The following is a 12845-nucleotide window of genomic DNA, read 5'->3' on the forward strand; positions in this document are numbered from 1 at the left end:
TTGACTCAGAGGTCGGCGGGGGCGGCCAGCTTGCCGACCACGGCGGTGGCGGCGGCGACCTGCGGCGAGACCAGGTGGGTGCGCCCGCCCTTGCCCTGCCGGCCCTCGAAGTTGCGGTTGGAGGTGGACGCCGCGCGCTGCCCCGGGCTCAGCGTGTCCGGGTTCATGCCCAGGCACATCGAGCAGCCGGCGAACCGCCACTCGGCGCCCGCGTCCGTGAAGATCTTGTCCAGGCCCTCGGCCTCGGCCTGCTCGCGCACGACGTAGGAGCCCGGGACGATCATCATCCGGACGCCGTCGGCGACCTTGCGGCCGCGGATCACATCGGCCGCGGCGCGCAGGTCCTCCAGCCGTCCGTTGGTGCACGAGCCGACGAAGACCACGTCGACCGGGACGTCGCGGAACGGCGTGCCCGGGGTGAGGTCCATGTACGCCAGGGCGCGCTCGGCGGCGGACCGCTGGACCTCGTCCGGGAAGTCCCGCGGGTCCGGCACGACGCTGTCCAGCGCGGCGCCCTGGCCGGGGTTGGTGCCCCAGGTGATGAACGGGCTGATCTTCGTGGCGTCCAGGATGATCTCGGTGTCGTACTCCGCGTCCTCGTCGGTGGCGAGGGTCCTCCAGTACTCCACCGCGGCGTCCCAATCGGCGCCCTGCGGGGCGTGCTTGCGGCCCTTGAGGTACGCGAAGGTGGTCTCGTCCGGCGCGATCATGCCGGCCTTGGCGCCCCACTCGATCGACATGTTGCAGATCGTCATCCGGCCCTCCATGGAGAGCTTGCGGATCGCGTCCCCGCGGTACTCCACGATGTGGCCGTTGCCGCCGCCGGTGCCGGTCTGCGTGATCAGGGCGAGGATCAGGTCCTTCGCGCTCACCCCCGGCCGCAGGTCGCCGACGACGGTGACGGCCATCGTCTTCGGCTTCGACTGCGGCAACGTCTGGGTGGCCAGCACGTGCTCGACCTCGCTGGTGCCGATGCCGAAGGCCAGCGCGCCGAACGCGCCGTGGGTCGCGGTGTGCGAGTCGCCGCAGACGATCGTGGTGCCCGGCTGGGTCAGGCCCAGCTGCGGGCCGATCACGTGCACGATGCCCTGGTTCACGTCGCCGAGCGGGCGGATCTCGACACCGAACTCGGCGCAGTTCTTCCGCAGGGTCTCGATCTGCGTCCGGGAGACCGTGTCCGCGATGGTCAGCAGCTCGCCGCGGCGGGTGTTGAACGACGGATCCGCGTACCCGGTCGGGGTGTTGTGGTCCTCCGTAGCGAGCGTGAGGTCGGTCCGGCGGACCCGCCGGCCGGCCATCCGCAGACCGTCGAACGCCTGCGGGCTGGTGACCTCGTGCAGCAGGTGCAGGTCGATGAAGAGCAGGTCGGGCTCGCCGTCGGCCGTGCGCACCACGTGGTCATCCCAGACCTTCTCGGCCAGGGTCCTGGGTTTCCCGCTCCGGGGAGTGACTCCCACCATCTGGACATCCTAAATTCTGGAATGTATGTTTCGGCTTGTGGGACACAGTATGAGCGGTGTAGGCGTTCTCGACAAGGCGGTTGTCATCCTCGCCGCCTGTGTCGACGGCGCCAGCCTGGCCGAATTAGTCGAGCGCACCAAGCTGCCGCGGGCGACCGCACATCGCCTGGCCCAGGCCCTGGAGATCCATCGGATGCTGGTCCGGGACACGCAGGGACGATGGCGCCCCGGCCCGCGCCTGGGCGAGCTGGCGAACGCCGCGCCGGACGTGCTGCTGACCGCCGCGGAGCCGCTGCTTTCCGCATTGCGGGACGCCACCGGGGAGAGCGCGCAGCTCTACCTGCGCCGCGCGGACGAGCGCATCTGCGTCGCCGCGGCCGAGCGGGCGAGTGGTCTTCGCGACACCGTTCCGGTCGGCTCGGTGCTGCCCATGGTGGCCGGCTCGGCCGCGCAGATCCTGCTCGCCTGGGAGCCGCCGGAGGCGGTCATGCCGCTGCTGCCCCGCTGCAAGTTCACCGGCCGCACACTCGCCGAGGTGCGCCGCCGGGGCTGGGCGCAGAGCGTCGCCGAGCGCGAGCCGGGCGTCGCCAGCGTCTCCGCCCCGATCCGGGACCGCACCGGCCGGGTGATCGCCTCCATCTCGATCAGCGGACCGATCGAGCGCCTGGGCCGCCGCCCCGGCGAACGGCACGCCATGGCCGTCGTCCGCGCCGGCCAGCGGCTCTCCGGCCTGTAACCACCACCCGTTCGCGCCGGCTCTGCCTCCAGCAGAGTTCCGGCGGGGGTCGGCCCCGCCGCGGGGATACTTCGACGATGAGGAACATCACTGTCCGGCGGCTCGGCTACGGCTACTTCGTCCGCCCGCCGGAGGAGACCGGGACCGGATCCCCGCGCGTCGAGCCCACCCTGGGTTACCTGATCGACCATCCCGGCGGGCAGATCCTGGTGGACACCGGAATGGGCCAGGTCCCGGGAGTCGATGCCCATTACCGCCCGCGGCGGGTCCCGCTGGCCGAGGCGCTCACGGCCGCCGGCAGCAGAACCGATCAGATCGGCTACGTCGTCAACTGCCACCTGCATTTCGACCACTGTGGCGGCAATGCGGACCTGGCCGGGACCCCGGTCTTCACCCAGCGCCCGGAGCTGACCCTGGCCCGCACCTCTGACGAGTATCTGGCGTCCCTCGTCGACCATCCGGGCGCCGTCCTGCAGGAGCTGGACGGCGAAACCGAGATCCTCCCCGGCGTGGTGATCATCCCCACGCCCGGTCACACCGCCGGCCACCAGTCGGTGATCGTCACCACCCCCGACGGAACCCTGATCGTCGCCGGCCAGAGCCACGACCACGCCACCGCCTTCACCGGTGACGTCCTGGCCCACCGGGCCGGCATCGCCCCGACGCCGGCCTGGCTCGACCGCCTGCTGTCCTTCGACCCCCGCCGCGTCGTGTTCGCCCACGACAACGCCGTCTGGACCCCCTGACCAGGTCGCGACCCCCGCGACACCAGAACCACCGCCCGGCACAAGCGCCGCCGACCCCACGACACCAGAACCGAAGCCCGGCAACGAACGCCGCCGACCCCACGAGACCAGAACCACCAGCCGGCAACGAACGCGGCCGACCCCCACGGCAGAGAGGCACGGGCCACGACGAAAATGGCCCGCACCATGATCGGTGCGGGCCATGTCTCCTGGTAGTCCCGAAGGGATTCGAACCCTCGCTACCGCCTTGAGAGGGCGGCGTCCTAGGCCGCTAGACGACGGGACCGAGAACTTCCGTTGCACCGCTCTCCCCGAGCGGCGCGCTGAACTCTATCAGCCCCTTGGACCCACCTCCGAATCGGCCGCCCCTCCCCGCCCCGCGCAGTGACCACCCCCACAGCCCCGAACATCCACGCGTCCAGCAGCCCGCACATCAGCCCGCCGCCGGCCCCACGAATGGTGCGAGACACCTCCCGGCCGCAGCCGGAGTCACCAGCCGGCCCCAACGGCCCTCACGCCCAGCCCGCCCACCACGCGCCGGCTCCCGGCAGCTCTCCACCGGCCCCGCGAGACACCCCTCACGCCCACCACGCGCCGGCTCCCGGCAGCTCTCCACCGGCCCCGCGAGACACCACTCACGCCCACCACGCGCCCGCTCCCGGCAGCCCCGCAGGCGTCGCGGATACACCCGCTCACCGCCGGCAGACGGCCGGGCCTGCGGCCCCTCGAGCTCGGCCAGCGCGAGCCGGAGCGCAGAGCGAGGGAAAGGGCGAGAACGAGGAGGAAGCCCGGAGTGCGGGCAGGCTCGGAGCGGGGGAAGCGCGGAGCGGCCCGAGGGCGGCACCGTGCCGGGTCGCGATGAAAGGGAAACAGAAACGGCCCACATCCGGGTGGATGTGGGCCGTTCTCAGGAGTAGTCCCGAAGGGATTCGAACCCTCGCTACCGCCTTGAGAGGGCGGCGTCCTAGGCCGCTAGACGACGGGACCAGAACTGCCTTTGCGCGAAACTCGCGCTCCAGCGTTGCCGACACCGGAGTGTTGACACCGCTGGGGTACCAGGACTCGAACCTAGACTAACTGAACCAGAATCAGTCGGGCTGCCAATTACCCCATACCCCATTTGGCCCGGCTTGCCGAGCCGTGGAGAACTTTACCCGAGCCCTCCCCGCCCGCCAAATCGGGTTACCGAATCCGGTCTGCGTGACCCCATGGACACTCGCAGTGACCCGACAGGGGGGGTGGACGCCGTCGATGCCTCAGGACGCCTGCGACGTCCATGCGACCCGGGAAGGGGATGCGATGCGGCCCGGCAAGAGGCGGGCGCGGCAGATGCCCCGGTGAGCGGGCCACGAGGCGGGCACCACCGATGTCACGGGACGCCGGCGGTGCCCGTACCCCCAAGTCGGTCGCAAGCGCGACCAGCAGCGCGGCCGCGCCGGCTCAGTCCTGGGCGACCACCGTGTTGCGCAGCTCACCGATCCCCTGCACGCTTACCGACACCGTGTCCCCCGGCTCGATCTTGCTGACGCCGGCCGGCGTCCCGGTCAGGATCACGTCCCCGGGCAGCAGCGTCATCACGTGCGAGACATAGGACACCAGGCCCGGGATGTCGAAGACCATGTCCTTGGTCCGGCCGATCTGCCGGACCTCCATGTGCTCCGGGTCACGGCCGACCTCGCAGCGCACCTCGACGTCGCTCACGTCCAGCTCGGTCTCGATCCACGGCCCGAGCGGGCAGAACGAGTCGAAGCCCTTGGCCCGGGTCCACTGCGCGTCCTTGCGTTGCAGGTCGCGGGCAGTGACGTCGTTGGCGCAGGTGTAGCCGAAGATCGCCTTCTGGGCGCCGGCCCGGTCGACGCGGCGGGCGCCGGTGGCACCGATCACGACGGCGAGCTCGGCCTCCTCCTCGACCTGGCTGGAGACCGACGGGATCCGGATCGCGTCGTTCGGCCCGATCACCGAGGTGGACGGCTTGATGAAGATCAGCGGCTCCTTGGGCACCTCGTTGCCCAGCTCCGCGGCGTGCTCCGCGTAGTTGCGGCCGACGCCGATCACCTTGCTGGAGAAGATCGGCGCGAGCAGGCGTACGTCCGGAAGTGCCCAGCGCTGCCCGGTGCGGACCACCTTCTCGAACGGCAGGCTGCTGATCTCGGCCACCGTGAGGCCGGAGGCGCCGTCACCCTCGACGACGCCGAACGACACTCCAGCGGCATGAACAAAACGGGCGAAGCGCACGGGATTCCCATCTGCAGAAGCGGCGGACGCCTCTGAATCTACGCCGGGCCGCCGGGGAAGACCTGGGCCACAGCCCGCAGCCGGCCCGACGGCCTCGGCGCGCTGCAGCGTGCCGTCCTCCCGGTCCATGATCAGCAGCTGCGCGGTGGTCGTCAGGCCATGCGGCGGTCAACCCGACGGCGGCCAGCAGGTCGTCGACCGGCCAGGGCCGGGTGATCCGCCCGGCCGGGGTTGCCCTGCCGGCGCGCCCGGTCCCGCCGGTCGCCGCTGATCCCAAAACGTCACATTCACGAAGAAGCCGGAAACGGGTCGGGGCCCGACCCGAAAGAACACGCCGTGGCGGACCTCATTCGCGCCTAACGGTGATCGTGTTGATCGCTTCGGCTAGATACATTGGTGCGATGGGGATCAAGCAGGTGAGGGCACTCACCACCACGCTGCCCTCGGTCACCTGGATACCCCTCGCCCGGGCGCACGCCGAGCGCGCCGACCAGATGACCGCGGGCCACCGCGCCCGTCGGGCGACCGGCGAGAAACACGCGATCGAGGACTTCCTCTACGACTACTACGGCACCCGCCCGTCCATGCTGCGCCGCTGGCACCCGGGCGTCGGCGCCGGCCTGGCCCAGGCCCCGGACGGCCTGGCCGAACAGTCCGGCTGGAAGTTCTATCTGACCTACCAGGACGGCATCGTCGCCCTCGACGAGGACGCGTTCATGCACGCCCGCGGCGAGAGCGTCCGCTACATCCACGGCCTGCTCACCGCCACCGCCTCCCGCCCGGTCTTCTCCGGCTGCTTCGGCCTGCACGAGTGGGCCATGGTCTACCGCGACCCGGAGCACCGCCACCCGCTTCCCCTGCGCCTCGGCCAGTCCGAAACCGATCGCGTCGTCGAGCAGCACACCATCCGCTGCACGCACTACGACGCGTTCCGCTTCTTCACCCCGGAGGCGGTCGGCCTCAACCGGCTGCAGCCCACCCGTGCCACCCAGGTGGACCTCGACCAGCCGGGCTGCCTGCACGCCGCGATGGACGTGCACAAGTGGGCCCAGAAGCTGGGTCCCGCCGTCCCGGGCGCGCTGGCGCTGGACTGCTTCGCCCTGGCGGGCGAGATCCGGCTCCTGGACATGCAGGCCAGTCCGTACGATTTGACCTCCTACGGCCATCCGCCGGTGAAGATCGAAACCCCGGAGGGCAAGGCGGAGTACGTCGCTCGCCAGCGCGAACTGGCCCGCCGTGCGGCCGGCCTGCGAAGCCGCCTGATCCGGGTCTGCGAGGCGCTGCTCGGGCCGGAGGGCGCCGCCCGCAACCGTGAGGCGGTAGCCCCCTTCAACCACCGCTGACCGCGGCTTCCGGACCGGCCGGGCCGGTCCGGACACCCCGGGGACGGGCGAGAGCGCCGGCCGCGTCAGCCGGCGGCGCGAGGAGCATCGGCCGGGACCGTGGCCGCGCGGCGCGTCAGTCGATGTCGCCGCGACGGTTGCGCTTGATCTGGGCTCGGCGTTTCTTCTCGCCGATGCGGCGCTCGACCGAGCCCCGAGTGGGTTTGGTGGCGCGGCGCTGGCGAGGCGGGGCGGCGATGGCCTCGCCGACCCGCATGGCGAGACGGGCCTCGGCGGCCTCGCGGTTGCGCAGCTGGGAGCGATGCTCGGACGCCGTGATGGTCAGCACGCCGTCGATCAGCCGGCTGCCGAGCCGCTCGACCGCACGCTGCTTCAGAGCGGGTGGGAGCAGGTTGGAGGCGAGCAGGTTCCACGACAGCTCGACCCGCGAATCGGTCGTATTGACGCCCTGACCGCCTGGACCGCTGGAGCGCGAGAAGCGCCACGAAAGCTCGGCCTCGGGAATGGCCAGACCGGGCCGGATCAGCACGTCGGCCATGGGGTCCCCCTCGCAGAAAGCCGGACGCCGCCCAGCATCGCACCCCTACCGATCCCCCCGCCACGGGGTTATCGATCACCCGGACCCCGGCGAGAGCCGCGAGAAGGCCGGGTGGAGAGGGTGGCCGTGAGGACGCCGGAAGGGGGAAGCGGCGGAGACCGGCAAGCGATACGCGGACCGGCACACCGGGGCCGAAAGCCAGCGTTACAGGGCATGATGGGTCGGGTGACGTCCCCAACCGCACCGGTCACCGAGACCGGCTATCCGTGGCCCATCGAAACCACGCGGCTGGCGAACGGCCTGCGCGTCGTCGTCAGCGAGGACCGGACCGTTCCGGTCGTCTGCGTCAATCTCTGGTACGACGTCGGCTCCCGGCACGAACCGCCCGGCCAGACCGGTTTCGCGCACCTCTTCGAGCACCTGATGTTCGAGGGTTCGCAGCACGTGCGCAAGACCGAGCACATGCGGCTGGTGCAGGGCAACGGCGGCTCGCTGAACGCCACCACCAATCCGGACCGGACGAACTACTTCGAGAGCATGCCCTCCGAGCACCTGGAGCTGGCGCTCTGGCTGGAGGCGGACCGGATGGGCGGGCTGGTTCCCGCGCTGACCCAGGAGACCCTGGACAATCAGCGTGAGGTGGTGAAGAACGAGCGCCGCCAGCGGTACGACAACGTGCCGTACGGGGACGCGTGGCTGCGCTTGTTGCCGCTGCTCTACCCGGAGGGGCATCCGTATCATCACGCCACCATCGGGTCCATGGAGGACCTGAACGCGGCGGGCCTGGACACGTTCAAGGCGTTCCACCAGCAGTACTACGCGCCGAACAACTGCGTGCTCACGGTCGCCGGGGACGCCTCGCCGGCCGAGGTGTTCGCGCTGGCCGAGAAGTACTTCGGGGCGATCGAGGAGGTGCCCGGCATCCCGACGGCGCCGGCCGGGCACCTGGCCGGGCCAGCCACCGAGCCGGTACGCGAGACGGTCACCGCGGCGGTGCCCGCGCCCCGGATCTACCTGTCCCACCGGACGTACCCGTTCGGCACGGCCGGCTACGACGCGGTCACGGTGCTCGCCACAGTGCTCGGCAGCGGCCGGGGCAGCCGTCTCTACCAGCGGCTGGCCGACGGCAAGCGGATCGCCCAGCCGGACTACATCGGGTCGTACGGGGTGGACCTCGCGCACGGCCCGGCCCCGCTGATCATCACGGCCACCGCGAAGGACGGCGTGGACGTGGAGACCCTGGAGGACGGTCTCGCCGAGGTGGTGCAGAGCCTGATCGACGAGCCGGTCACCGGCGACGAGCTGGACCGGGCCAAGGCGTTGCTGACCACGAGCTGGTGGCGGCAGGTGTCCACGGTCGGCGGGCGCGCCGACACGCTGGGCCGCTACACCACCCAGTTCGGCGACCCGGCGACCGCCGGCTCCCGGCTCCCGGCGTGGCTGGCGGTGACCGCGGACGACGTCACCGAGGCGGCCGTCCGCACCCTGCAGAAGGAATCCCGCGTCACCCTGACATACCTGCCGGAGACGAAAGCATGAGCCTGATCACCACCCGCCCGGAGGCCGGCACCGCCCGCCCGTACGCGTTCCCGGCCGTCCGGCGGGTCACCGCGCACGGCGGCACCGTGATCGCCGCGCACCTGCCCGGCCAGTTCCTGGCCAGCGCGGTGCTGCTGCTGGACGCCAGCGCGGCCCGCGAGCCGGCGGGTCGCGAGGGAACCGCCACGGTGCTGGCCAAGTCCCTGGAGGAGGGCACCAGGAAGCGTGACTCCACGGCGTACGCGCTGGCCCTGGAGGGTCTGGGCGCCGAGCTCTCGCCGTCGGTGGACTGGGACACGTTCCGGGTCGGCGTCTCCGCCCCGGCCCCGCGGCTGGCCGGCGCGGTCCGGCTGGCCGCCGAGGCGGCCCGCACCCCGAAGCTGGACCCGGCCGACGTGGAGCGGGTGCGCGACGACGAGGTGACCGCGCTGCGGATGGACTGGGCGCAGCCCGGCCCGCGGGCGGACGCCGCCCTGCGCGCCGACCTGTTCGCCGCCGACGGGCGGTACGGCAGGCCGCTGCACGGCGACCCGGCCTCGGTGGCCGCCGTCACCGTGGACGACGTGGCCGCCTTCCACGAGCGGTGGATGCTCCGGCCCGGTGTGCTGCTGGTCGCCGGCGACCTGGACGGGCTGGACCTGGCCGAGCTGGCCGAGGCGGCGTTCGCCGACACCACCGGGCAGGCGCTGGACCTGGAGGCGCCGCTGGGCCTGGCCGTGCCGGCGGCGCCGCACGTGATCCTGGTGGACCGGCCGGGCTCGGTGCAGTCGACGTTGCGGATCGGGCACCGGGCGCCGGAGCGGGTCACGCCCGACTACGTGCCGATGACGCTGGCCGCCACGGTACTCGGCGGGGCGTTCACCTCCCGGCTGAACCACCTGATCCGCGAGGTCAAGGGGTACACGTACGGGATCCGCGGGTCGTACGCGATGACCCGCCGGGCCGGCCGTTTCGAGGTGGCCGCCGGGGTCCAGACAGCGGTGACCGGGCCGGCGATCCGGGACACGCTCGGTGAGATCCGGCGTACCCAGCAGGACGGTGTGACCGAGGAGGAGCTGGCGGTGGCGCGTTCCTGGCGGGCCGGCCAGCTGTCGGTGGAGATGCAGACCCCGGGCGCGATCACCGGGGCGCTGGCCACCCTGGTGGTGCACGAGCTGCCCGACGACTACTACGAGACGCTGCGCCGGGAATACCTGGAGGCGACAGTCGAGCAGGTGTCCGCGGCGGCCGGGCGCCATCTCGCGGTGGACGGGCTGACCCTGGTGGTCGAGGGGGACGGCGCGGCGATCCGCGACGAACTGGCCGAGTTCGGTGCGCTGACCGAGGCCACTGTGTAACCCGCCAGCTAACGTCGCGGCCATGACGATCACCGACGCGCCCCCTCAGACGCGCCCGGCCCGCCGCACCGGCGTGACCGTTCTGCTCTGGCTCCTGCTCGCTCCGGGACTGGTCTGGACCGGGTTCCGGCTCGGCGGGTGGGAGCCGGGCCGGTTGATCCAGATGATGGCCTTCACCCCGTACGTCGCCCTCGGGGTGGTGATCCTCGCCGTCCTGGCGCTGGCCCTCCGGCGCTGGGCGGCGGGGATCGTGGCGGCGCTGGCCGCCGTGGCTCTGGTGGCGTGCGTGCTGCCGCGCGCCCTGCCCGATCCGGGCCCCGGCCCGAGCACGGGCGTGCGGCTGCCGGTGATGACAGCGAATCTGCTGTTCGGCGGCGCGGACGCGGCGCGGATCGTCCGGCTGGTGCGCGAGTACGACGTGGCGGTGCTGGCCGTGCAGGAGTTCTCGCCGGACGCGGAGACCCGCCTGGCCGCGGCCGGGCTCGGCGACCTGCTGCCCTACCGGTCGCTCGCCGCCGAGCCGGGCGCCAGCGGCTCCGGGCTGTACTCCCGGTTCCCGCTGGCCGAGCCGGGCGCGAAGCGCAACGGCGGCGGTTTCCTGCAGACGTACGGGACGATCCAGCCGCCCGGCGCCGTCCCGGTCGTCGTCGAGTCGGTGCACCCGCTCGCCCCGTCCGCGCCGGACACGTTCGCCGGCTGGCGGGCCGACCTGGCCGCCGAACCGGGATCGGACGGCGGCAACCCGCGCCGGATCCTGCTCGGCGACTTCAACTCGACGCTGGACCACGCCGCGTTGCGGCAACTCGTCTCGCGCGGCTACCGCGACGCGGCGGCCGCCGCCGGCAAGGGCCTGATCGGCACCTGGGGGCCGTACGACGGCGACCCGATCCCACCGGTCATCATCGACCATGTCCTGGTCGACGAGCAGATCGGAGTACGTGACGTGTCGGTGCACCCGGTGAAGGACTCGGACCACCGCTCGGTGATCGCCGAGCTGATCCTCCCGGCGGCGTCATGAAGGTCACCGTCCGCGCCCTGACCCTCGACGACGTGCCGGCGATGACCGGGATCCTGGCCGCGAACCGGGAGTACCTGGAGCCGTGGCAACCGATCCGCGAGGAGAGTTTCTACACCGTGGAGGGGCAGCGGAGGATCATCTCCGAGGTGCTGCGCGCCGGGAGCTCGCTGCCGCACGTGATCCTGGTGGACGGCGCGCCGGCCGGCCAGATCAACCTGAACAACATCGTGCGCGGCCCGTTCCAGTCGTCGAGCCTCGGATACTGGGTGGCCGAGGAGCACGCCGGCCGTGGGGTGGCGACGTCCGCGGTGGCCGAGACGCTGCGGCGCGCCTTCACCGAGTACGACCTGCACCGGGTCGAGGCGGGCACGCTGCCGCACAACAGGCGGTCACAGCGCGTACTGATCAAAAATGGTTTCGAGAAGTTCGGGATGGCCCCGCGTTACCTGCGGATCGCCGGGGAGTGGCAGGACCACCACCTGTTCCAGATCGTCGCGGAAAACTGGTTGGCCGCCTCGCGGGCCGGATCGTAACCTCAGCGGCATGTGCAGCAGCGCGATGACGACCACGCCGGCAGACCCCGGCGTCCAGTCGCGCTGACTGAAACGGCCCCGGGCGACCCGCCCGGGGCATCGGCAGGTCGCGCGGGCTCTCGCGAAGGAGACCCCGATGTACGACCACCGCCAACTCGGCCGCGAGTTGGACCTCTTCGACTCCGACCCGCTGATCGGCGCCGGCCTGCCGTTCTGGCTCCCGGCCGGCGCCGCGGCCCGGCACGAGGTCGAGTCCTACCTGTACGACCTGGAACGCCGCAACGGCTACCAGCACGTCTACTCCCCCGTGCTGGGCAAGCGCCAGATGTACGAGTTGTCCGGGCACCTGGCGAACTTCTCCGGCGACATGTTCCCGCCGATGCCGGTCGGCGACGACGAGCTGATGCTGCGGCCCAGCCTGTGCCCGCATCACGCGTTGATCTTCAAGGCGCGGCAGCGGTCGTACCGTGACCTGCCGCTGCGCATCGCCGAGCTGGGCCAGATGTACCGCCAGGAGCGCTCCGGCGTGCTCGGCGGGCTGTCCCGGGTCCGCTCGATCTCGCTCAACGACTCGCACGTCCTGTGCCCTCCTGAGCAGGCGTCGTCAGAGGTCTCCGCGGTGTTGCGGATGATGCGCGAGGCGCACGCCGCGCTCGGCCTGCGGCCGGCGTCGTACCAGCTCTCGCTGCGCGGGCCGGGGAAGGAATACGGCGGGCGGGAGGAGACCTGGGCGGAGTCGGAGGCGTTGCTGCGGCGCGCGCTCGCCGACAATTCGCTGGTGTACGACGAGAAACCCGGTGAGGCCGCCTTCTACGGTCCGAAGATCGACGTCCAGGTCGTGGACGCGGCCGGCCGGGAGTGGACCATCGCCACCGTGCAGATCGATTTCCACCAGCCGGAGCGGTTCGATCTGTCCTACGTCGACTCCTCCGGCGCCCGCGCCCGGCCGGTGATGGTGCACCGTAGCCTGGCCGGCTCGATGGAGCGGCTGTTCGGCCAGCTCATCGAGGAGCGCGGCGGCGCGTTCCCGGTCTGGTACGCGCCCGTGCAGCTCGCCGTGCTGCCGCTCGCCGGGGTGGACTCGTCGTTCGCCCGGGACGCCGTGGCCGCCGGCCTGCGCGTCGAGGAACACCACGACGGGTCGCTCGGCGCACGGATCCGGGCGGCCGCGAAGGTCCCGTACGTCGCGGTGATCGGCGCCCGCGAGGCGGCGGACGGCCTGGTCTCGCTGCGCCTGCGCGGCGGCCGGCAGCTGGACCCGATGCCCGGGGCGGAGGCGATCTCGCTGATCCGCGCGGTCGCCGCCGCCCGCGTCACCGACGACCGGGACCTGGTGATCGCCGCCGGTTGACCGGCCGGC

Annotated in this window: 11 protein-coding genes and 3 tRNA genes; 8 read left to right on the plus strand and 6 right to left on the minus strand. The window is 71.9% G+C overall.

Going from position 1 to position 12845, the window contains the following annotated elements; translation table 11 throughout:
* Window positions 1–5 precede the first annotated feature (5 nt).
* Window positions 6–1460: a 3-isopropylmalate dehydratase large subunit gene (leuC, locus tag Asi03nite_RS02580; RefSeq protein WP_203676730.1), complete on the minus strand. Its 1455-nt coding sequence runs from the start codon at window positions 1458–1460 to the stop codon at window positions 6–8.
* A gap of 49 nt (window positions 1461–1509) precedes the next feature.
* Between leuC and Asi03nite_RS02585 the strand changes: the two genes are divergently transcribed.
* A complete protein-coding gene (locus Asi03nite_RS02585) occupies window positions 1510–2196 on the plus strand; it encodes an IclR family transcriptional regulator (RefSeq protein ID WP_014447202.1) in 687 nt (228 codons plus the stop codon).
* 77 nt (window positions 2197–2273) lie between these two features.
* Window positions 2274–2942 carry an N-acyl homoserine lactonase family protein gene (locus tag Asi03nite_RS02590; protein WP_203676731.1) on the plus strand — a complete coding sequence of 223 codons (669 nt, stop codon included), beginning with the start codon at window positions 2274–2276 and terminating at the stop codon, window positions 2940–2942.
* Between the two features lie 210 nt (window positions 2943–3152).
* Here Asi03nite_RS02590 and Asi03nite_RS02595 read toward each other — a convergent pair.
* From Asi03nite_RS02595 to Asi03nite_RS02610, 4 genes are all read right to left on the minus strand, one after another.
* Window positions 3153–3228 (minus strand) — tRNA-Glu (locus tag Asi03nite_RS02595).
* 628 nt (window positions 3229–3856) lie between these two features.
* Window positions 3857–3929, minus strand: a tRNA-Glu gene (locus Asi03nite_RS02600).
* 60 nt (window positions 3930–3989) lie between these two features.
* Window positions 3990–4061 (minus strand) — tRNA-Gln (locus tag Asi03nite_RS02605).
* Window positions 4062–4382: 321 nt separating this feature from the next.
* On the minus strand, window positions 4383–5177 hold the full coding sequence (locus Asi03nite_RS02610) for a fumarylacetoacetate hydrolase family protein (RefSeq protein ID WP_203676732.1): 795 nt from the start codon (window positions 5175–5177) through the stop codon (window positions 4383–4385).
* A 401-nt stretch (window positions 5178–5578) separates the two neighbouring features.
* On the opposite strand from Asi03nite_RS02610, the gene Asi03nite_RS02615 reads away from it, so the two are divergent.
* Window positions 5579–6520 carry a 3-methyladenine DNA glycosylase gene (locus Asi03nite_RS02615; RefSeq protein ID WP_203676733.1) on the plus strand — a complete coding sequence of 314 codons (942 nt, stop codon included), beginning with the start codon at window positions 5579–5581 and terminating at the stop codon, window positions 6518–6520.
* Between the two features lie 115 nt (window positions 6521–6635).
* Here the strand turns inward: Asi03nite_RS02615 and arfB are convergent, their stop codons facing one another.
* Complete coding sequence (gene arfB / locus Asi03nite_RS02620; protein ID WP_203676734.1) at window positions 6636–7058, minus strand: alternative ribosome rescue aminoacyl-tRNA hydrolase ArfB; 423 nt, start codon at window positions 7056–7058, stop codon at window positions 6636–6638.
* A gap of 216 nt (window positions 7059–7274) precedes the next feature.
* Between arfB and Asi03nite_RS02625 the strand changes: the two genes are divergently transcribed.
* The 5 genes from Asi03nite_RS02625 to thrS all read left to right on the plus strand — a co-directional run bounded on the left by Asi03nite_RS02625 (window position 7275) and on the right by thrS (window position 12836).
* Window positions 7275–8597, plus strand: a complete 1323-nt coding sequence (locus Asi03nite_RS02625) for a M16 family metallopeptidase (protein ID WP_239102346.1) — start codon at window positions 7275–7277, stop codon at window positions 8595–8597.
* Window positions 8594–9934, plus strand: coding sequence for a M16 family metallopeptidase (locus Asi03nite_RS02630; protein WP_203676736.1), 1341 nt, complete (start codon window positions 8594–8596; stop codon window positions 9932–9934). Before Asi03nite_RS02625 ends, Asi03nite_RS02630 begins: the two co-directional genes overlap by 4 nt.
* A 22-nt stretch (window positions 9935–9956) precedes the next feature.
* Window positions 9957–10952, plus strand: coding sequence for an endonuclease/exonuclease/phosphatase family protein (locus tag Asi03nite_RS02635; protein ID WP_203676737.1), 996 nt, complete (start codon window positions 9957–9959; stop codon window positions 10950–10952).
* Window positions 10949–11485, plus strand: a complete 537-nt coding sequence (locus Asi03nite_RS02640) for a GNAT family N-acetyltransferase (protein ID WP_203676738.1) — start codon at window positions 10949–10951, stop codon at window positions 11483–11485. The genes Asi03nite_RS02635 and Asi03nite_RS02640 overlap by 4 nt, the downstream gene beginning before the upstream one ends.
* Before the next feature lie 136 nt (window positions 11486–11621).
* Window positions 11622–12836, plus strand: a complete 1215-nt coding sequence (gene thrS / locus Asi03nite_RS02645) for a threonine--tRNA ligase (RefSeq protein ID WP_203676739.1) — start codon at window positions 11622–11624, stop codon at window positions 12834–12836.
* Window positions 12837–12845 lie beyond the last annotated feature (9 nt).

Origin of the sequence: Actinoplanes siamensis (assembly GCF_016862395.1) — a bacterium.
Lineage (GTDB): Bacteria > Actinomycetota > Actinomycetes > Mycobacteriales > Micromonosporaceae > Actinoplanes > Actinoplanes siamensis.

Coding starts and splice junctions, on each gene's coding strand:
- Asi03nite_RS02640 (WP_203676738.1), top strand. CDS start 10,949: ATGAAGGTCACCGTCCGCGCCCTGACCCTCGACGACGTGCCGGCGATG.
- arfB (WP_203676734.1), bottom strand. CDS start 7,058: ATGGCCGACGTGCTGATCCGGCCCGGTCTGGCCATTCCCGAGGCCGAG.
- Asi03nite_RS02590 (WP_203676731.1), top strand. CDS start 2,274: ATGAGGAACATCACTGTCCGGCGGCTCGGCTACGGCTACTTCGTCCGC.
- Asi03nite_RS02615 (WP_203676733.1), top strand. CDS start 5,579: ATGGGGATCAAGCAGGTGAGGGCACTCACCACCACGCTGCCCTCGGTC.
- Asi03nite_RS02630 (WP_203676736.1), top strand. CDS start 8,594: ATGAGCCTGATCACCACCCGCCCGGAGGCCGGCACCGCCCGCCCGTAC.
- Asi03nite_RS02635 (WP_203676737.1), top strand. CDS start 9,957: ATGACGATCACCGACGCGCCCCCTCAGACGCGCCCGGCCCGCCGCACC.
- leuC (WP_203676730.1), bottom strand. CDS start 1,460: ATGGTGGGAGTCACTCCCCGGAGCGGGAAACCCAGGACCCTGGCCGAG.
- Asi03nite_RS02585 (WP_014447202.1), top strand. CDS start 1,510: ATGAGCGGTGTAGGCGTTCTCGACAAGGCGGTTGTCATCCTCGCCGCC.
- Asi03nite_RS02625 (WP_239102346.1), top strand. CDS start 7,275: ATGGGTCGGGTGACGTCCCCAACCGCACCGGTCACCGAGACCGGCTAT.
- thrS (WP_203676739.1), top strand. CDS start 11,622: ATGTACGACCACCGCCAACTCGGCCGCGAGTTGGACCTCTTCGACTCC.